15 protein-coding genes are annotated in these 19,011 nt (G+C 62.2%); 2 read left to right on the forward strand and 13 right to left on the reverse strand.

Annotated features, from left to right (window positions below; all coding sequences use genetic code 11):
* Nucleotides 1-152: 152 nt before the first annotated feature.
* Entirely contained in the window at nt 153-791 is a 639-nt protein-coding gene (gene mocA, locus IU367_RS11500; protein WP_337999300.1) for a molybdenum cofactor cytidylyltransferase, read from the reverse strand.
* Between mocA and yqeC the strand changes: the two genes are divergently transcribed.
* Together yqeC and yqeB are read left to right on the forward strand one after the other, a co-directional pair.
* A complete protein-coding gene (gene yqeC, locus IU367_RS11505) occupies nt 784-1,638 on the forward strand; it encodes a selenium cofactor biosynthesis protein YqeC (protein WP_274451934.1) in 855 nt (284 codons plus the stop codon). The two genes, mocA and yqeC, sit on opposite strands and share 8 nt — an antisense overlap.
* A gap of 27 nt (nt 1,639-1,665) precedes the next feature.
* Complete coding sequence (gene yqeB / locus IU367_RS11510) at nt 1,666-3,258, forward strand: selenium-dependent molybdenum cofactor biosynthesis protein YqeB (protein ID WP_274451935.1); 1,593 nt, start codon at nt 1,666-1,668, stop codon at nt 3,256-3,258.
* Nucleotides 3,259-3,328: 70 nt separating this feature from the next.
* Here the strand turns inward: yqeB and IU367_RS11515 are convergent, their stop codons facing one another.
* The 12 genes from IU367_RS11515 to fadI form a co-directional block, all read right to left on the reverse strand.
* Nucleotides 3,329-4,252 (reverse strand): DMT family transporter, encoded by a 924-nt coding sequence (locus tag IU367_RS11515; RefSeq protein WP_274451936.1) that lies wholly within the window; start codon nt 4,250-4,252, stop codon nt 3,329-3,331.
* 153 nt (nt 4,253-4,405) lie between these two features.
* On the reverse strand, nt 4,406-5,338 hold the full coding sequence (arcC, locus tag IU367_RS11520; RefSeq protein WP_274451937.1) for a carbamate kinase: 933 nt from the start codon (nt 5,336-5,338) through the stop codon (nt 4,406-4,408).
* Between the two features lie 95 nt (nt 5,339-5,433).
* On the reverse strand, nt 5,434-6,870 hold the full coding sequence (hydA, locus tag IU367_RS11525) for a dihydropyrimidinase (protein ID WP_274451938.1): 1,437 nt from the start codon (nt 6,868-6,870) through the stop codon (nt 5,434-5,436).
* A gap of 110 nt (nt 6,871-6,980) precedes the next feature.
* A complete protein-coding gene (locus tag IU367_RS11530) occupies nt 6,981-8,198 on the reverse strand; it encodes a YgeY family selenium metabolism-linked hydrolase (RefSeq protein ID WP_043555614.1) in 1,218 nt (405 codons plus the stop codon).
* A 125-nt stretch (nt 8,199-8,323) separates the two neighbouring features.
* A complete protein-coding gene (gene dpaL, locus IU367_RS11535) occupies nt 8,324-9,523 on the reverse strand; it encodes a diaminopropionate ammonia-lyase (RefSeq protein WP_274451939.1) in 1,200 nt (399 codons plus the stop codon).
* Nucleotides 9,524-9,647: 124 nt separating this feature from the next.
* On the reverse strand, nt 9,648-10,835 hold the full coding sequence (gene ygeW, locus IU367_RS11540) for a knotted carbamoyltransferase YgeW (protein ID WP_098984120.1): 1,188 nt from the start codon (nt 10,833-10,835) through the stop codon (nt 9,648-9,650).
* A 416-nt stretch (nt 10,836-11,251) separates the two neighbouring features.
* Nucleotides 11,252-13,216 (reverse strand): sigma 54-interacting transcriptional regulator, encoded by a 1,965-nt coding sequence (locus IU367_RS11545; protein WP_274451940.1) that lies wholly within the window; start codon nt 13,214-13,216, stop codon nt 11,252-11,254.
* A 215-nt stretch (nt 13,217-13,431) separates the two neighbouring features.
* Complete coding sequence (locus tag IU367_RS11550) at nt 13,432-14,316, reverse strand: AEC family transporter (RefSeq protein ID WP_274451941.1); 885 nt, start codon at nt 14,314-14,316, stop codon at nt 13,432-13,434.
* A 12-nt stretch (nt 14,317-14,328) separates the two neighbouring features.
* Nucleotides 14,329-14,886 (reverse strand): YaeQ family protein, encoded by a 558-nt coding sequence (locus IU367_RS11555; RefSeq protein WP_274451942.1) that lies wholly within the window; start codon nt 14,884-14,886, stop codon nt 14,329-14,331.
* Nucleotides 14,887-15,079: 193 nt separating this feature from the next.
* Nucleotides 15,080-15,220, reverse strand: a complete 141-nt coding sequence (locus tag IU367_RS11560) for a TIGR02808 family protein (RefSeq protein WP_005301193.1) — start codon at nt 15,218-15,220, stop codon at nt 15,080-15,082.
* Between the two features lie 301 nt (nt 15,221-15,521).
* On the reverse strand, nt 15,522-17,645 hold the full coding sequence (gene fadJ / locus IU367_RS11565; protein ID WP_274451943.1) for a fatty acid oxidation complex subunit alpha FadJ: 2,124 nt from the start codon (nt 17,643-17,645) through the stop codon (nt 15,522-15,524).
* On the reverse strand, nt 17,645-18,955 hold the full coding sequence (fadI, locus tag IU367_RS11570) for an acetyl-CoA C-acyltransferase FadI (protein WP_274451944.1): 1,311 nt from the start codon (nt 18,953-18,955) through the stop codon (nt 17,645-17,647). The genes fadJ and fadI overlap by 1 nt, the downstream gene beginning before the upstream one ends.
* Nucleotides 18,956-19,011 lie beyond the last annotated feature (56 nt).

The raw sequence follows: 19,011 nt of genomic DNA on the forward strand, positions 1-19,011 counted from the left end.
CGTTGGCGGGGTTGGAATATCAGTTTGATAATCTCGTTTCGCCTGCCTTTATCAGGCCACGCAGGGTGATAATGTCGGCCACCATACCGGCAAAAATGCCGCGTTCGCCCTGGCTCCGACTTTCATAATTATGCACTCACCAACAGCCAGGCTCAGCCAGCGTCGTCTGCCCGCAGCAGCGCCTGATAACGCTCCGGGGTGTCCACATCCAGCAGGATGGCGTCACTTTGCACCTCGACGAAGCGATGGGGATGTGCCATCAGCCAGCGGCGCACCGAACCCTGTACCGGCGCCTCGGCCAGCGCCTTGCCAAGGGATGATGGCAGCAACACAGGGTGCCCTGACTCTCCTTGATAACGGGGGAAAAGTGTGTGGGGCCCCCGTGCTTGCCAGAGCGTCTGGTAGACATCGAGGGGAATGCAGGGCAGATCGCCGTGGGAGATGAAGAGGTAGTCGCTGCTGCTGGCCGCCAATGCCAGCCGGATGGAGCTGCCAAGCCCCTGTGCATAATCATGGTTTTCCACCATCAGGATCTCGGGCCTGTCTGCATAGCGCGCCATCAGCTCGTCACCGCGATGTCCCACCACCAGAATAATCCGGTCACAGAAAGCGAGGGCATTTTTGAGACTCTCATCAAGAATCGTGCTCTGGCGATACGGTAGCATCAGTTTCCACGCGCCCATTCGCGACGAGAGGCCGGCCGCCGTTATTATGCAGTCGCATCTCGTTCTGGAATGACAGTGCTGTTCACTGCCTGCGCCCTTATTTGAATCGGTCGTTGCCATGCCCATCCCCTCACCTGTCCAGCGTGCCTTTCCCGATATTGAGACACTATTAAACCCGCTCACCGAAAATATAGATAGCCGTACCACCTTAATTAGCCTCTGCGGCGCAGGCGGCAAAACCAGCACCCTGTTCTGGCTGGCGGGATATTTTTATAAACAGGGCAAAAGGGTGCTGATTACCACCAGCACCCGGATGTTTCTGCCAGCCCAGTCACACTATCGGGAATTGATCCTGGAAGCCGATCCCGTCCGCCAGCTCACCCGCTGCCAGCACCTGCCCGATGGCCCCACCCTGGTCGCCCTGTTCAGCCATCTCGATCGGACCAGCGGCAAGGCGGTGGGGCCCACGCCCCAACAGATCGATCTCATCAAGGGGCAGCAGCGCTTCGATCTCATCCTGGTGGAGGCGGACGGCGCCCATCACAAGTTATTGAAAGTGCCCGCTTTGCACGAACCTTGCATTCCCCAGAGCAGTGATTGGGTAATCGCCCTGGTGGGCGGCGCCATGGTGGGGGCCAAGGCCGACCCCCAGCAGATCCACCGCTGGGCCGAACTCCAGTCCCTGTGCGGGATAGAGGCCGGTGAGCCGCTGGATTGGGCGCTGTTTGACCGGCTGCTCGCCCACCCCCAGGGGGTGTTCAAGGGCACCCCGGCCAGGGCCCGCCGGATCTGGTTTATCAATGGCGATTATCAAAATGAGGCGTCATGGCAGCCGCAGTTGATAACGCTGCTGGCCCGTCACCCCGAGCTCCACGCCATCTGGCAGGGAGCGGTACGCGAGCCCATCGCCATTCGTCATGTGGTGAGCCAGGCCCCTCTGGATGGCGAACTGGTGGCTTCACCGCGCGCATGACCCGTTAAGGATGAAATGAGGTACCTTATGAATCTTTTTTCACACGCAGCCCGACTGGAACAGGCCAACACCCCGTTCGCGATGGCCCAGATCATCGAAAGCCGCGGCTCTACCCCGCGCCATCAGGCCCAGATGCTGGTGATGGCCGATGGCCAGATCCTCGGCACCATAGGCGGTGGCATGATAGAGCGGCTGGTGATAGAGGAGGCGGTGGCGGCCATTGCCGAGCGCAAGCCGCGCATCTTCCATGGCCGCATGGCCCGCAACGGCGAGCATGCGGTGGGCTCGGATTGCGGCGGCGCCATGTCGGTTTATATCGATGTCTACGGCCTGCGCCCCCGTCTGGTATTGATCGGTGCCGGTCATGTCAACCGGGCTCTGGCCCATGCCGCAGCCCCCTTGGGCTTTGATATCCATGTCGGCGACTGTTTTGAAGGGAGCCTCAACCCCGAGCTCTTTCCGGCCGGCACTCATCTCAAGCAGGCCGAGACCATGAGCGCCGTGATCGAGGCGCTGGCCATAGAGCCCGCCAACTTCGTCATCATAGCCACCAACCACCAGGACAAGGAGGCGCTGGAGCGGCTCATCTCCCGTCCCCTCGCCTATCTGGGGCTGCTCGCCAGCAAGCGCAAGGTGCAGACCTTCACCCAGGCCCTGCGCCAGCAAGGGGTGAGTCAGGAACAGCTGCAGCGCTTGCACGCCCCCATCGGCTACAACATAGGCGCCGAGACCCCGGAGGAGATCGCCATCAGCATCCTCGCCGAGCTGCTGCAGGTAAAAAACGGCAAAGCGGGTGGCCTGATGCAGGATGACGTGCGCCTCAAGCGGGATAGGCTGGTGGTGATGCGCGGCTCCGGCGATATCGCCACCGGGGTGGCGCTGCGGCTCTACAATGCCGGCTTCAAGGTGGTGATGCTGGATCTCGACAAGCCCACTGTGATCCGCCGCACCGTCGCCTTCGCCCAGGGGATGTTTGACGGCGAAACCAGCGTCGAAGGGGTGCGTGCCAAGCGGGTCGAGAACGTCGAGCAGGCGTTTGAGCAGCTGGATCTTGGCATAATCCCGCTGCTGGTCGACCCCGACTGCACGACCCTGAGTGATCTCAAGCCCCGCTATCTGGTGGATGCCATTTTGGCCAAGCAGAACCTCGGCACCCACAGGGAGATGGCCCCCATTACTGTGGCCCTCGGCCCGGGCTTCGAGGCGGGGCGCGATTGCGATGCGGTGATCGAGACCAACCGCGGCCACCATCTGGGGCGGGTCATCTATCAGGGCCCCGCCCAGCCCAATACCGGCATTCCCGGGGTGATCGAGGGGCACTCGGCCCGCCGGGTGGTCCGCGCCCCCGTCGCCGGGATGATGAAGAGCCTGATCAAGCTCGGTGATCTGGTGCAGGAGGGCGATGTTATCGCCCACGTGGGGGACGCCCCCATTATCGCGCCGCTCTCTGGCATGGTGCGGGGACTGCTCAGCGATGGCATTGAGGTACCGGTCGGCTTCAAGATCGGTGACATAGACCCGCGCGGCGAGCGTGCCGACCCCACTACCGTCTCTGACAAGGCCCGGGCGATCGGCGGCGCCGTGCTGGAAGCCATGATGCATCTGGCCCAGCGCAGATAAGTCAGCACAGAAGCAAAAAAGGGCCCGCCATGATGGCGGGCCCTTTTCCATTCTCGTTCCTCCAATCGACTCAGCCGTGCTTGACCCGGGTCTCCCTCGCCACCGACACCACGGAACGCTTGCCCTTGCGGCTGATGACGACAAGCGCCAGCACGATAAGCAGGATGCCGCTCCCCTCCACCGGCCCCGGGTTTTCGCCGAGCAGCCACCAGGAGAGCAGCACGCCTGTTACCGGCACCGCCAGTGTGCTGAGCCCGGCAATCCCCGCCGGTAGCTTTTTCAGCACGAACAGCCAGAGGCTCCAGGCCAGCGCGGTGGCGAAGATGGCGCTGTAGGCGAGTGCACCAAACACGTAGGGCTGCCAGTCGATGGGTCGCTCCGGCACCAACACCGCCACCAGTGCCATCACAATGGTGGCGTAAATCATCTGCCAGGTGGTGAGGGACATGAGATCCACCCCGGGGTGGCGGGCATACATCCGCTTGGCAATGATGGCGCTGATCCCCCAGCAGATGCCGGAGGCTATGCCCAGCAGCGCGCTCTTCATGGAGTCGAGGTGCAGCTGCCAGGGCTCTATCACCAGCAGCAAGCCGCAAGCGGCCACCCCGACCGCCAGATAGTGCAGCCTGCGCATCCGCTCACCCAGAAAGAGCGCCGCGAAGATCACCACCCAGAACGGCATGGTGTAACTCAGAATGGCCACCTTGCCCGCCCCGCCGCTGATAAGCGCCCACTGGGCCAGCCCTACCATGCCGCAGGTCTGAAACAGACCTATGGCCAGGGTGTAGCGAAACGGGGTGGGTGTGAGGTATTGGCGACCACGCAGGCACTGCACCAGCAGCAGCACCAGGGATCCGCACAGGCAGCGCAGGGCGGTGAACTCGAAGGCCCCCGCGTAGAGCATCACCTGCTTCATCACTATCCAGCTGTAACTCCAGATGGCGGTGAGCAGGATCAAGCCCCCCAGCGCCGCCATATTGATCTTTGTGCTCATTGTCTGCCTTGTCGCCTCTGCTGCTGGCCCATCTTATGCCAAGGGGGGCCATCTTACGCCTCTCCTTTCGCCCTGCCCATCGTCGGGTGGAGGGACTGTCGGCCAACACAAAGGGGGCCTTGGGCCCCCTGTTTGCAACCATCAAAGGCGAGGCTACAGGCTGATCAGGGTGCCGGTTTTGCCGGCGATCCCCTCTGCGGCCTTCTCCAGCAAGGTGATCAGGGATTTGCGCCCCGGCAAGGATGTGGCGAACGAGAGCGCCGCCTCCACCTTGGGCAGCATGGATCCCTTGGCAAACTGCCCCTGGGCGATAAAGCCGTTGGCATCGGCCACGCTCAGGGTATCGAGCCACTGCACATCAGGCTTGCCGAAGTTGATGGCCACTTTCTCTACCGCGGTGAGGATGATCAGCATGTCGGCATCGATCAGCTCCGCCAGTTTGGCACTGGCCCAATCCTTGTCGATCACGGCGCTGGCACCGCGCAGATGATTGCCCTCGCGCAGCACAGGAATGCCGCCACCACCGACGGTGATCACCACCTGTCCCGCAGCCAGCATGGCAGAGACTGTCTCCTTCTCTATGATGTCGACGGGTTTGGGGGATGCCACCACCCGGCGATAGCCGCGACCGGCATCCTCTTTGAGCCGCTCGCCCTTGGCTATCAGCGCCTCGGCCTCCTCCTTGCTGAAGAAACCGCCGATAGGCTTACTTGGGTCGAGGAAGGCAGGATCCTTCTTGTCGACTTCCACCTGGGTCACCAGGGTGGCCACCGGTTTATGGATACCGCGCGCCAGCAAGGCCTCCCGCAAGGCGTTTTGCAGGTCATAGCCGATATAACCCTGACTCAGGGCCACGCAGACCGACATGGGCAGATGGGGGGCTTTGGGGTCGTGGCGGGCCGCCACCTCGAACGCCTGCTGGATCATCCCCACCTGGGGGCCGTTGCCGTGGGTCACCACCACTTCATGCCCCTGGGCTATCAGGTCGGCTATGGTGCCCGCCGTGCTCTGCACCGCCTTCATCTGCTCGGGCAGGTTGTTGCCCAGCGCGTTGCCACCCAGAGCCAGTACGATTCGCTGTTTCATCTTGTTCTCTCCAGTGAGGGGATGGGCCGATGTCATACCGACCCCTTGTCCTTGTTCGGGAAGGGCGCAAACCGCGCCGTCCGCTGGCGCTCGCTCTAGCGGGTTGCCAAATGAGTGGTTGAAGGGGGTGGCGCACTGGCAGCCGCGCCAAGCAGCGGATCAAAGGGTGCCCGCGCCAGAAAGCGGCCATGGCCCCGTTGCCCGGTGAACTCGCCGTCGCGGGCCACGATCTCGCCGCGACTCAGGGTCATCCTGATCCGGCCGGGGCAGCGCATCCCCTCGTAGGGGCTGTAGTCACCGTTGTCGTGCAGCGCGGCGTGGCGGATAAGCGTCTCACCGCTGGGATCCATGATCACCAGATCGGCGTCAGACCCAAGTTGCAGGTTGCCCTTGCGCGGCCAGAGGCCGAACAGCTTGGCCGGATTGGCGCTGGTAAGCGCCACCAAGCGCGACGGCGAGATGCGTCCACCGAGCACCCCGTGGGCAAACAGCAGCAGCATCCGGTTCTCCACCCCGGGCAAGCCGTTGGGGCAGCGGCTGAAATCCCCCCCTGACAGGGTCATGCGCTGGGCGTGGGAGAAGTTGCAGTGATCGGTCGCCACAGTGTCTATGTCGCCGGCAGCGACGCCGACCCACAGCTTGTCCTGCTCGCAGCGCCCGCGCAGTGGAGGGCTGAGCAGGTAGTCGACTCCGTTCTCCTTGTAGTAGCAGCTGTCATCGAGCAGCAGATATTGAGGGCAGGTTTCCACCCAGACCGGCTGCCCCTGGCGGCGCGCCAGTTTCAGATACTCGAGCCCCAAGCCGTTGGAGAGGTGGACGATATAGAGCGGCGCATTGCCCGCCAGCGCCGCCAGATTGATCATCCGGGCGATCGCCTCCGCCTCGCACTCCAGCGGGCGGCTCTGGGGGTGATACCAGGGTTCATGGTGGCCCGCAGCCAGCAGGGCCGCGCGCCGCGCCGCTATGGCGGCGTCGTTCTCGGGATGGACGGTGGCGAGCGCCCCCACCTCTTTGAGGCGAGCCAGGGCGCGCAGCACGTCATGGTCCCCCAGCTTGTACTGGTAGGTGAGATAGAGCTTGAAGCTGCTGATCCCCTCCTCCTGCACCATGGCGGCCATCTCGTGGAGAATGGCGTCATCCACATGCTGGATCACGCCGTGAAAGCTGTAGTCGATCACCGCCTGTGTGGCGGCGTAATCGTGATAGCGGGCCAGCTGGTGATGCAGCTTGCACCCCGCCGGGCCAAAACCCATGTGATCGACAACTGTGGTGGTGCCACCACAGGCAGCGGCACGGGTACCGCTGAAAAAGTCATCGCAACTGCGGGCAATCCCCACATCGATATTGAAGTGGGTGTGGACGTCGATGCCGCCCGGCATCACGTAGCAGCCGTTGGCATCGATGATGTCGGTCTCGCCATCGGGCTGGATATCGGCTGCGCGCTCACGGATCACCCCGTTCTCGATCAGCAGATCCTGACGATATTCCCCTTGTGCATCGACCAGCACACCGTTTTTGATCAGCCGTTTCATCCCCACCACCTCGCACATCAGATCGCTTCAAACAGCAAGGCCCCGCCTCAATGGAGACGGGGCACTGGCAACAGAGGGGCGGCGATAGCGCTCGCCGCCCGGCAGACCCCTCATTCGTCCAGCTCGGCCAGATAGAGCATGGGGATCACGGCATACATGGCGGCGCACTTGACCAGATGCTCCTTCCAGGTCTTCTCGTTCGGCGCGTGGGCTTCCGGCTCCTTGCCCGGGCCAAAACCGATGACAGGAATGCCGTGGCGACCCATGATGGAGACCCCGTTGGTCGAGAAGGTCCACTTGTCCACCACAGGCGCCTTGTTGAACAGCTGGGTGTAAGCCTTGGAGAGGGTCCGGACTGTGATGTGATCCTCTTCCACCTTCCAGGTCGGGAAGTAGCACTCGGTCGGGTAGACCAGCCCCGTGTAGGCCGGACGATCGTACTGGTACATGGAGACCTCGGCACCGGCGGCTTGCACCGCAGGCAGGGCGCGGATCTCGTCCAGCGCACCTTGCCAGCTCTCGCCCCAGGTCAGACGGCGGTCGATGGAGACGGCGCAGCTGTCCGCCACGGCGCAGCGGCTTGGCGAAGTGAAGAAGATCTCGGAGACGGTCAATGTGCCCTTGCCGAGGAAGTCGTCATGGCCGAGGTTGTGGCTCAGCTCCTGCAATTCGCCGAGGATGGGGCCCATCTTGAAGATGGCGTTGTCACCGCGCTCCGGCGCCGAGCCGTGACAGCTCACCCCCTGCACCTCGACGCGGATCTCCATGCGGCCGCGGTGGCCACGGTAGATCTGGCAGTCGGTTGGCTCGGTACTGACCACGAACTCGGGGCGGATCTTGCTCTGCTCTATGATGTACTGCCAGCAGAGGCCGTCGCAGTCCTCCTCCTGCACTGTGCCTGTCACCAGCAGGGTATATTGATCTTCCAGCCCCATCTCCTTGATGAGCTTGCCGGCATAGACCATGGAAGCCATGCCCCCTTCCTGATCGGAGGCACCGCGGCCACCTATGATCTCGTGATCCTCCATTCCCTCATAGGGATCGAAGGTCCAGTTGGCGCGGTTGCCGACCCCGACCGTGTCTATGTGGGCATCCATGGCGATCAGGTGCGGGCCCTGGCCGATATAGCCGAGAATGTTGCCCATGGGATCGATTTCGACCCTGTCGAAGCCGACCTTCTCCATCTCCTGCTTGATGCGCAGCACCACCCGCTTCTCGTCACAGCTTTCGCTCGGGATGGCTATCATGTCGCGCAGGAACTGACTCATCTCGGCCTTGTACTGGTGGGCCTTCTCCAACACCATTTCAAACGGAATCTGCTTGCTCATTGTGATTTCTCCAAACATTCGAGAATGCGCTGCCTGTTCGTCGGCAGCGCCCTGTGCCCGTTACCGCGCCCCGTTGGCAGGGTGCGATCTGTTCTTTAATTCGCAGTTCTTCAATTCGTGTTTTCTTACTCGCAGGCGGGGTGCTTGCCTTCCCACACCACTTCCCGGTAGTGGGCCACGTCGGTGTCCCCTTCGGTGTTGATCAGCAGCACCACAGAGTCGCTGTCCAGCCCCAGGCGGGTCATCAGCGCCGCGCGATCCGGGTGGTGGCGCACCGCCGCCAGCACGCCGGTGCCGACCGAACCGGATTCGCCGGAGATGATGCGGGGATCGTCGCCAAGGGGGTTGCCGAGCACCCGCATGCCGAGCGCCGATACCTTGTCGTGACAGGAGATGAACTGGGTGGTGCAACCGCGCAGCACGGGCCAGCCGAGGGGGTTGGGCTCGCCGCAGGCGAGACCGGCCATGATGGTGCGCATGTCGCCCCCCACGTTGACCATCTCCCCCGCCACACCGGAGCGGTAGATGCAGTCGGCCTGATCCGGCTCGACGACTATGCTGTGCAGGTTCTTCGCCCCGAAGCAGTCCACCAGATAGCCGAGCACACCGCCCGCCAGCGCCCCGACCCCGGCCTGCAGCAGCACGTGGGTGGGCTGTTTGATGCCCATGGCCTGCATCTGCTCGACCGCTTCATCGGCCAGGGTGGCGTAGCCCTGCATGATCCAGGTCGGGATCTGGGTGTAGCCCTCCCAGGCTGTGTCCTGCACTATGTGCCAGCCGCGCTCCTCGGCCATCTTCATGGTCAAACGCACTGTATCGTCGTAGTTCATGTCGGTGACTATGCACTCGGCCCCCAGCGCCAGGATGTGATCCACCCGCTCCTGGGCCGAGCCCTTGGGCATGTAGACCACCGCATGCTGACCCACCTGCTTGGCGGCCCAGGCGACGCCGCGCCCGTGGTTGCCATCCGTGGTGGTGGCGAAGGTCATCGGCTCCTTGATGGTGCGCTTGATGAGATCGAAGGTGAAATCCTCCACCGCCACCCCGTATTTTTCGCAGAGCAAATTGGCGATGGCGTAGACGCCCCCCAGCATCTTGAAGGCGTTGAGGCCAAAGCGCTTGGACTCGTCCTTGACCAATATTTTTTTCACCCCGACATAGGCGGCCAGCGCGTTCAGATCGCACAGGGGGGTGGGTTCATAACCGGCCAGTTTCTTGTGAAAGGCGCGGGCCTTTTGCGCCTCTGCCCGGGAAAACAGAGACAGGGATTCACCGGTAAAGAAACGGTTATCGGCAATATCCATCTTCAGGGAGAATTGGGACATGAATACCTCACAGAGAGTCATCTCGCCGGGGATCATTGATTAAAAAGCGCCCAAGAGAGAGAACCCGTGATAATAATTGCGCCATGATGGCCGGTCGGGAAAATATTCCCGACCGGCCCAACCATTATTTGACGCGTTTTTGCGCCTCTTTGATTAACCCCTCGAGCGCGGCACCCGGCGCCGAGAATTTACGGGCAACTATCATGGCGGCGATAATATAGGGCTTCCAGCTCGCCTCTTTATAAGTGGCGATGCGGTATTTCTCGAATACCCCTTCGCTCACCTCGCCCGCCTGACAGGAGACGCCGGTAATATCGGCGGGCAGGCAGTGCATATAGAGCGCCTCGCCCCCCTTGGTGAGGGCCATCATCTCTTCGGTGCAGTGCCAATCCTGATGCTTGGCGTTCTGCGCCAGACACTGCTTCTCCAGCTCCTTGAGGCCGGCGTGATCGTTGGCCCGCAGCAGCTCGGTACGCTGCTCCATCACCTGGTAGGGCGCCCAGGACTTGGGATAGACGATGTCGGCATCCTTGAACGCCTCCTCCATGGAGGTGACCTGACGGAAGCTGCCCCCGGAGGCCTTGGCATTCTCATGGGCCACCGCGATCACGTCCGGGATCAGGTCATACCCCTCTGGGTGGGCCAGGGTCACCTCCATGCCGAAGCGGGTCATCAGCCCTATGATGCCCTGGGGCACGGAGAGCGGCTTGCCGTAGCTCGGGGAGTAAGCCCAGGTCATGGCAATCTTCTTGCCCTTGAGGCTCTCCAGGCTGCCGAAGTGCTCCTGCAGCCAGGCTAGATCAGCCATGGACTGGGTCGGGTGATCAATGTCGCACTGCAGGTTGACCAGGGCCGGGCGCTGGGGCAGCACCCCCTTCTCGAACCCTTCGTCCAGTGCAGCGCCCACTTCGCGCATGTAGGCGTTGCCCGCCCCCAGATACATGTCGTCGCGAATGCCGATGGCATCGGCGCAGAAGGAGATCATGTTGGCGGTTTCACGCACCGTCTCGCCGTGGGCAATCTGGGACTTGCCCTCGTCCAGATCCTGCTGGGTGAGGCCGAGCAGGTTCAGGGCAGAGGCATAGGAGAAGCGGGTGCGAGTGGAGTTGTCACGAAACACAGAGATGCCAAGGCCGGTATTGAACAGCCTGGTGGCTATGTTCTCGGCCCGCAGTCCCTTGAGGGCCTCGGCCAGCTTGAGGACCAGCGCCAGCTCCTGGGGGGTCTGCTCCCAGGTCAGCAGGAAGTCCTTTTCATGCAGGTTGGATTTGAGCTCATTGATCTCTTTGATTAACTGGTTCACTGCTTTCATCGTTAGCCCCAATCTGTTGATGAGATATGGATTGCTCCCCTTCCACTCACAAGGTCACCGAAAATAGGGCCATTGGGTGAGTTCATCGGTCAGCGTCAAACAAGAGCAATCAATAAGCGTGCCAATGCGGAATTTAAGGGGGAATAGCGAGAAACAGGAAAATAGATGTGAGCCAGCGCACATGACAACGCCATTCAGGCATATGGTGTGACGCTTTCACGATAAATGCCGGCACGCCAAAGCCGTATTTAAAATAGTGCCAAGATGCGCGCTGATAATTATCACCCTGGCTATCAGATGCGGGCCGTTAATTGATAGGCGATGCGGGGGAATTATCATAATGATAATGGCCTTGCTCAAGGCGCAGCCATTATCTGTGAGCAGGTCGCCGCTTGCGGCGCGCGGCGAAGTAGCGATCAGGCCTGCACGGCGATCTCGTACTTCTTTATCTTGCGATAGAGGGTCGCAATCCCAATCCCCAACGCCTGAGCGGCCAGTTTCTTGTTGCCAAGGCGCTGCAAGGTTTCCTCTATCACCTGCTTCTCCATGCTCTCCAGCCCGTTTTCCCCGAGGGGCAACTCCAGGCTTCGCTCGGCCTGGCCGGCTCCCCGCACCGCTGCATGGCCTTGCAGGCTCCCTTCTCCCGACAGGGGCCAGGGAACCCCGGCCGCACCCTGCGTACCAGGTGCAGGGCTGGCAACTGCATTATGGCCAAAGGAGGGATCGGAGGCCGCTGCATGGGCGTAGGGCTCGGGCGCGAGCGGCACCCGCGCGATGTGCGCCGCACTCCGAGGCTGCTCATCCGCCGCGCCGCGCTGGTTGCGCAGGATATTGGGGGGCAGGAGTATGCTCTCGATCACCTCCCCCGCCTGCACCACGTTGACCAGGTATTCGATGAGGTTGCTGAGCTCACGCACGTTGCCGGGCCAGCGATACCCCTCGAGCAGGCCCATCACCTCCGGGCTCAGCCCCGGATAGATGAGGCCGATGCGGCTGGTGTGCAGGTTGAGAAAGTAGTGGGTCAGCAGCGCCACGTCTCCTTCCCGCTCGCGCAGCGGCGGCAGGTGGATGGGGATGACGTTGAGGCGATAGAAGAGATCCTCGCGAAACTTGCCCTCGGCAATGTACTGCTCCAGATGCTGGTGGGTCGCGGCTATGATGCGAATGTCCACCGGCACGGGGCGGCTGGCACCTATCGGCGTCACCTCCCGCAGCTCCAGCACCCGCAGCAGCTTGGCCTGCATGGTGAGCGACATGTCCCCTATCTCGTCGAGAAACAGGGTACCCTGATGGGCGGCCTGGATCAGCCCCTGCTTGCCGCCGCTGGAGGCGCCGGTGAAGGCCCCCTTCACGTAGCCAAACAGCTCGCTCTCCAGCAGCTGCTCCGGAATGGCGGCGCAGTTGATGGCGATGAAGGGCTTGTCATGGCGCGGGCTGAGGCGGTGAATGGCGCGGGCCACCACCTCCTTGCCGGTGCCGCTCTCGCCACAGACCAGCACGCTGGAGGGGCTCATGGCGATGCGATGGAGCAGTTTTTTCAGCGCCCGCATCGGCTTGCTTTCGCCGATCAGCAGCGCCATGCCCTCGTCCGGCTCCAGTGGCTGGCTCAGGGCAGAGTGGGACTGGTGAAACGCCATCAGGAACAGCTGCTGGCCCTGCACATGGTGCAGCTGGCCTATGATGAGCTCCTGGCGATCCGCCAGTGTAATGATGTGCTGCATGTGCCCGGTCAGCCCCTGCTGGGCGAAGGTGAGCGGGCGTACGCCAATCTCGCGCCCCAGCAACTGCTCCTGCTGGCAGTTGAGCTGCTTGAGCGCCACCTCGTTGGCATAGCGCACCTGGCTCTTCTCGTCGAGCAGCAGGCAACCCTGATCCATGTGACTCATCAGGTTCAGGAAAACCTTGTTGACCCCGTCTGACAAGCCGCGGGAATCGAGCAGCTTGGCCACGAAGATGCTGGAGATGTGTTGCACATAGTCGCACACCTCCTGCAGGTTGCTGTTGAGACGCGCCTGCTGCTCGGCGTTGAAGGCCACCAGGCTGATGACCCCGATGCAGGTCTCCTCCACCATGATGGGTACCCCGAGGAAGGCGCGCTCCCGGCAGCTCTCCTTGCAGCTGCACCCCTCACAGACAGGATCCTCGCTGGTGTGGGTGACTATCTTCTCGCTCTGGTGTTCGATCACGTAGCGCAACAGGCGGGAGTCTCCCTCCAGCTGGCGGCCGAAAAACTTGCCATAAGGCCCGGTTCCCGCCACCCGCACCATGTTGGCGTCGACGATTTCCACTTCCAGTTGCAGCACGCTGGCCAGCATCTTGGCAAAGCGCAAGATGGTGGGCTGGATCTGCATCAACAAACATTGGTTACTGACGGACATCATGTTGTTAATCCCTTGGCTCCCACCCTGAGTGGGATTCATGCTGGCCAGATACTATGCCAATTCGACGGCAGCGACTTCGCTGAGGATCACGAAAAGGGAACTTGCATCCACCCCGCTGCCGGGAGTGGGCGCTAGCGCAGACTGGGGAAGATGAGAGCCAAGGAGTAGGCCGCGGACGCCAACAGGCGTCCACGAACAATGCGGAAAAAACCGGCTCAGCCGTTGATGTGCAGGGCCAGCCAGACCGCCAGCGGGATCACGACGACCGAGAGCGCATTGCCGCCGAGCACGATACTGGCCACCTTCTCGGGCTGGCACTGGTACTGCTCGCACAGCATGTAGTTGAGCACCGCCGGTGGCAGCGCCACCGACAACATCAACAGCGGGATCCACTCCGCCTGCAACGGCAGCAACCAGACAGCCAGCCAGAGCGAGACGCCGCCCGCCAGCAGGTAGAGCAGGTTGCACTTGAGGGCGAGCCCCAGGTGGTCAAGCTCCCCTTCCATCAAGCGGATGCCGAGGGCAAACAGCATCAAGGGTACCGAGATCTGGCCCAGCAGGGAGGCGCTGGTCACCAGGTATTCCGGCAGCGCAATGTGCAAGTTGGCCACCAGCAAGCCAGCGAAGGCGGCCCACAGCACCGGGCTGCGCAGCCAGAGCCAGCGGGAGGTATTGGCCGAGAGGATGAACATGCCCACCGAGAAGTGGAGCAGGTTGGAGAGCACGAACAATATGACGATGGCGCCGAGCTGCTGCTCGCCAAAGGCCAGCACCATCAGCGGAATGCCGAGGTTGCCCGTGTTGCGAAACATGGCGGGCAGGATCAGCGCCGGTCTGCTGATGCTCTTGAGCCTGAGCAGGGAGAGCAGCAGACCCGGCAACAGGATCACCAGGGCCCCCGCCGCGATGAGCGGCAAATGGGCCATCAGTGCCAGCGGGTATTTGACCAGCGCCGAGAACACCAGCGCCGGGGTAAACAGCTCGATATTGGCCCGGTTGACATAGCCCAGCGCCCCGCCCGGCCGCAGCCGGCCATAGAGGGCACCCAGGCCCACCACGGCAAACACTGGGATGACGATATTGAGCAGTGCGCTGAACATGGGCGAGTCTCTTTACAGTTCGCGGGCGGGTGGCCCCATCAGCAAGACGGGATCCAGCGTCACTTCCAGCGTGCCGTTGCTGACCCAGAGCTGACCGTCGGAGATGGTGCAGGTGAGGTGCATGGTACGCGCCACCATGGCGGTCAGCGGCAGAGTCTGGCTGTCGGAGAGCTCGATCACAGTGAGGTTGTCATGCTGATTGAGCTTGCCCTGGTTCTGCTTCCACCAGACGTTGGTGCCACGGCCACCGTAGAGGTAGAGCACCACATGACGGGAGCGGTTGCACGCCTTCTTCAGACGACGCTCGTCGGGCTGGCCCAGCTCGATCCAGAGCTCGATTTCATCGGAATAGTTCTTGCGCCACAGCTCGGGCTCGTCGTCAGCGGAGAGCCCCTTGGTGAACTCCAGCCGCTCGGCGGCGTGCCAGGCGAAGGCCGCCAGCCGGATCATCATGCGCTCATCGGTCTCGGAAGGGTGACGAGCCAGGGTCAGTGAGACGTCCTGATATTGGTGGCGGTCCATGTCGGACAGGCTGAGTTGAGCCTTGAATACGGTTGCCTTGAGAGCCATAGAAACCTTGAATACCTTGAGTGGTCAATCCGGGGTGGAAAAACTGCGCGCCAGTGTAATCAAAATCGGCGATCGGTTCGACCACCTTGGCCAAAGATTTGCCCTGTGTGGTGCGGATAAGTACCGAAAAAGGCTCAAAAAACAAATGCCAGTCCGAAGACTGGCATTTGGCGGTATGAACGAAAGAAGCGGATCACTTCTCGGCGGACTTGACCCCGAAGGCATTGAGCAGCAAGCAGCAGGTCACTGCCACCGCCACAAACCCGCTCAGGAAGATAAAGGGCATGGCCCCGTATCCCAATACAGTCCAGATGGTTTGTTCAAGCAGACTCATTATGTGTCCTTCATCCAGTGAAATGGGTGTCCCTTTCGTGACGGAGTTATCTCCCCGTTCCTGATGATGCTATTTGACCCCAACCAGCGCCTGAGTCCTATGCCACCAAAGTAATAAATAGGGGGCTACTTTGCGCTGGATCAACAATTTAGCCCTTGGCCAGGACAAATATGGACACAATTCAGCCAGTTGTCAGCCGACTGTGCCTGCCGCCCACGGCATGGATCGCGCAAAACGAAGGAGGCGACCCCGGGGTCGCCTCCTTGACATCAGCCCTGCCGTCACCGGCAAGGTGCGCGGCTTAGTAGAAGCTCAGCTGCTCCGCCGCCATCGCCTTGAGGCGATCACAGGGTGCAAAGCGGTCGCCATAGCGTTTCTGGTAGTGCTCGAGGCGCCCCACCAGATGTTCTATGCCGAGGCTGTCCATGTAACGGAAGGGGCCGCCGAGGAAGGGCGGGAAGCCGATGCCGAAGATGGCGCCTATGTCGCCGTCACGGGCCGAGGTCACCACGCCGCTGTCCAGCGCCATGGCCGCTTCGTTGAGCATCATCAGCACGCAGCGTTCGGCAATCTCCATCCGGGATTGCTTGGGCACAGGCTTGACGCCCAGCACGGCGTAGACACTCTCGTCCACCTTCTTCTTGCCTTTGGCCGCCTTGCCATAGAGGTAGAAGCCCTTGCCGTTCTTGCGCCCCTTGCGATCGTTTTGCAGCAGCTTGTCAAACGCTGCCGGCGCCTGGAAGCGCTCGCCACCCAGCTCTTTCTCCAGGATGGGCGAGATCTTGGCGCCCACGTCTATCCCCACCTCGTCGAGCAGGGTAATGGGACCGACCGGGAAGCCGAAATCGAGCAGAGCGCCGTCCAGCACCTCCACCGGCTCCCCTTCCAGCACCAGCCGCGCCGCCTCGTTCATGTAGGGGGCCAGGATGCGGTTGACGTAGAAACCGGCCTCGTCTTTCACCACGATCGGGGTCTTGCCCTGAGCACGAGCAAACGCCAGCGTGGTGGCCACCGTCTCGGCACTGGTGCCGGCGTGGGGAATGATTTCAGCCAGCGGCATCTTGTCCACCGGGCTGAAATAGTGCAGCCCCACGATCCGCTCCGGGTGCGCCGCCTCGGCCGCTATCTGGTGGATGGGCAGGGAGGAGGTGTTGGAGGCAAACACTGTGTGCTCACCGCACTCACGCTCCACCTCCTTCACCATCTGATGCTTGAGGGCGAGATCTTCAAACACCGCCTCCACCACCATGTTCACCCGGTGAAAACCCGAGTAGTCCAGCGTGCCTGACAGCAGGCTCATCTGTTTCTCCAGCTCGCTGCGCAGAATGTGGCGACGCTTGAGTTTCTTGGCCAGGATCTCGTAGCTGTAGCGCATGGCATTGCCAATCCCCGCGCTCGCCACGTCCTTGATCCGCACCGGTACCCCCGCCTTGGTGGCGGTGACGAAGGCGATACCGCCCCCCATCAGGCCCCCGCCCAGCACGGCGGCGTGGGTGACCTTGCGCGGTTCGGCTCCCTGATAGGTGACTTCCTTCTTCATCTCGGTGGTGGCGAAGAAAATGGATCGCAGGGCAGCGGACTCCGCCGTCATCACCAGCTCGCCAAAGTGGCGGGACTCGGCGGCGAGGCCGGCCTGCATCCCCTCTTCCACCCCGATGCGTACCACCTCGAGGATCCGCTCCGGCGCCGGGTAGTTGCCGCGGGTCTTGGCTTTGACCCCCTTGCGGGCCTGATCGAACAGCACCTTGCGACCCAGCGCATTGGTCTCCAGCAGCTTGCCCTGCAGATCCCGCTTCAGCTCGTGACGGGGTTTGCCCTTCTTGGCCAGCTTGATGGCAGCATCAAGCAGGATGGAGGGCGGCACCACATCGTCTACCAGTCCCAGTTTTTTGGCCTGTTTGGCCCGCACCTGCTTGCCAGTCAGCATCAGATCCAGCGCCTTGGCCACCCCGATGAGACGCGGCAGCCGCTGGGTACCGCCGGAGCCCGGCAGCAAACCCAGTTGTACTTCCGGCAGCCCCAGCACGGTTTTAGCGTGATCTGTCACCACCCGGCCATGGCAGGCCAGCGCCAGCTCCAGCCCGCCGCCGAGGCAGGGACCGTGAATGGCGGCGATCACCGGGATGGCCAGCGACTCGATCTCGGCAAAAATCACCTGCCCTTCCCGCGACAGCGTCTGGGCATCCTGGGCACTGGTGCAGGCCGCCAGCATGCTGATGTCGGCACCTGCGATGAAGGAGTCCTTTTTGCCGGAGGCCACCACCAGACCGATCAGCTCCTTGTTGGCCTTCACCTCGGCCAGCACGGTGCGGATCTCGTCCACGAAGGCGGCCTTCAGGGTATTCATGCTCTCGCCCGGTACATCCATGGTGAGGATACCGATGCCATCCTGGCGCACCGCCAGGGAAAAAGTCTTCTCGCTCATCACTCTACCTCCAACACCATGGCCACACCGAGCCCACCCGCCGCACAGGCGGTATTAAGCCCCAATCCCCCACCCCGACGACGCAGCTCGTGCAGCGTCTGGGTGATCATGCGCGCACCTGTTGCGGCAAAAGGATGGCCATAGGCCAGGGAGCCACCGAGCACGTTGAACTTGTCCATGTCCACCTCGCCGATGGCTTGATCCCGGCCCAATTTGCTGCGGGCAAACTCCAGGCTTGAAAACATCTTGAGGTTGGCCAGGGTCTGGGCGGCAAAGGCCTCATGCATGTCGATCAGGGTGAGATCGGCGAGGGTGATGCCGGCGCGGTCCAGCGCCAGCGGCGTGGCATAGGAGGGACCCATCAGCATGTCCTGCCAGACATCGATGGCAGAGAAGGCGAAGCTGCGGATATAGCCAAGCGGCTCGAGCCCCAGCTCTTTGGCCCGCCCTTCGCGCATCAGCAGCACGGCGGCGGCGCCGTCGGTTAGCGGGGTGGCATTGGCGGCGGTGACAGTGCCATGCACCCGGTCAAACACGGGTTTGAGCTTGGCGTAGCTCGCCAGATCGGACGCTTCGCGGATGTTGTTATCCCGCTCCAGCGGCGACTTGTAGGGGGGTACGTGGGCGGTGAACACCTCGCCGCTCAGCTTGCCATCAGCCCAGGCCTGGGCGGCCAGGGTGTGGGAGCGGTGGGCCAGCGCATCTTGCGCCTCGCGGCTGATCTGGTGGCTCTTGGCCATCTGCTCGGCGGTCTGCCCCATGGAGAGACCGGTAGAATACTCGGCCACGGCGGGCGGCACTGGCATCAGATCCTTGATCCTCAATGTCCGCAAAATATTGAAGCGCTGCTGCAGGTTGCGAGCCTTGTTGAGATCCACCAGAGCGCGGGCCAGCGTCTTGCTGACGCCGATGGGCAGTACGGAGGAAGAATCGGCACCACCGGCGATGGCGATGTCGACCGTGCCGGCCATGATGGATTCGGTGACGTTGGCCACCGCCTGGAAACTGGTGGCGCAGGCACGCGACACGCTATAGGCATCCGTGGTCACGCTCATGCCGGTGCCGAGCACGATTTCGCGGGCGATATTGGGCGCTTCCGGCATCTGTACCACCTGGCCGAACACCAGCTGGTCGATGAGTTTGGGATCGAGATCGGTACGGGCGAGCAGTTCACTCACCACCAGCTTGCCGAGATCCACCGCGGGCACGCCGTGAAAGGCGGTGGCCTGCTTGGCAAAGGGGGTACGCAGACCCGCCACGACGGCAATCCGTTCGCCCTGGCGAGTCGTCAGTTTCAATGGCTGTTTCATCCTGGCTCCTTGGTTAAACGAGAAGATTAAAAGGAAGAGGTCTGACCTCCATTGGG

It is taken from the genome of Aeromonas bestiarum (assembly GCF_028751155.1).
Taxonomy (GTDB): Bacteria; Pseudomonadota; Gammaproteobacteria; order Enterobacterales; family Aeromonadaceae; genus Aeromonas; species Aeromonas bestiarum.

Bases quoted from the DNA above. Each gene is read 5' to 3' on its own strand.
- IU367_RS11545 (WP_274451940.1), bottom strand. From the start codon at position 13,216: ATGATGTCCGTCAGTAACCAATGTTTGTTGATGCAGATCCAGCCCACC.
- fadI (WP_274451944.1), bottom strand. From the start codon at position 18,955: ATGAAACAGCCATTGAAACTGACGACTCGCCAGGGCGAACGGATTGCC.
- IU367_RS11555 (WP_274451942.1), bottom strand. From the start codon at position 14,886: ATGGCTCTCAAGGCAACCGTATTCAAGGCTCAACTCAGCCTGTCCGAC.
- IU367_RS11550 (WP_274451941.1), bottom strand. From the start codon at position 14,316: ATGTTCAGCGCACTGCTCAATATCGTCATCCCAGTGTTTGCCGTGGTG.
- fadJ (WP_274451943.1), bottom strand. From the start codon at position 17,645: ATGAGCGAGAAGACTTTTTCCCTGGCGGTGCGCCAGGATGGCATCGGT.
- IU367_RS11530 (WP_043555614.1), bottom strand. From the start codon at position 8,198: ATGAGCAAGCAGATTCCGTTTGAAATGGTGTTGGAGAAGGCCCACCAG.
- ygeW (WP_098984120.1), bottom strand. From the start codon at position 10,835: ATGAAAGCAGTGAACCAGTTAATCAAAGAGATCAATGAGCTCAAATCC.
- IU367_RS11560 (WP_005301193.1), bottom strand. From the start codon at position 15,220: ATGAGTCTGCTTGAACAAACCATCTGGACTGTATTGGGATACGGGGCC.
- hydA (WP_274451938.1), bottom strand. From the start codon at position 6,870: ATGAAACGGCTGATCAAAAACGGTGTGCTGGTCGATGCACAAGGGGAA.
- IU367_RS11515 (WP_274451936.1), bottom strand. From the start codon at position 4,252: ATGAGCACAAAGATCAATATGGCGGCGCTGGGGGGCTTGATCCTGCTC.
- yqeB (WP_274451935.1), top strand. From the start codon at position 1,666: ATGAATCTTTTTTCACACGCAGCCCGACTGGAACAGGCCAACACCCCG.
- dpaL (WP_274451939.1), bottom strand. From the start codon at position 9,523: ATGTCCCAATTCTCCCTGAAGATGGATATTGCCGATAACCGTTTCTTT.
- arcC (WP_274451937.1), bottom strand. From the start codon at position 5,338: ATGAAACAGCGAATCGTACTGGCTCTGGGTGGCAACGCGCTGGGCAAC.
- yqeC (WP_274451934.1), top strand. From the start codon at position 784: ATGCCCATCCCCTCACCTGTCCAGCGTGCCTTTCCCGATATTGAGACA.
- mocA (WP_337999300.1), bottom strand. From the start codon at position 791: ATGGGCATGGCAACGACCGATTCAAATAAGGGCGCAGGCAGTGAACAG.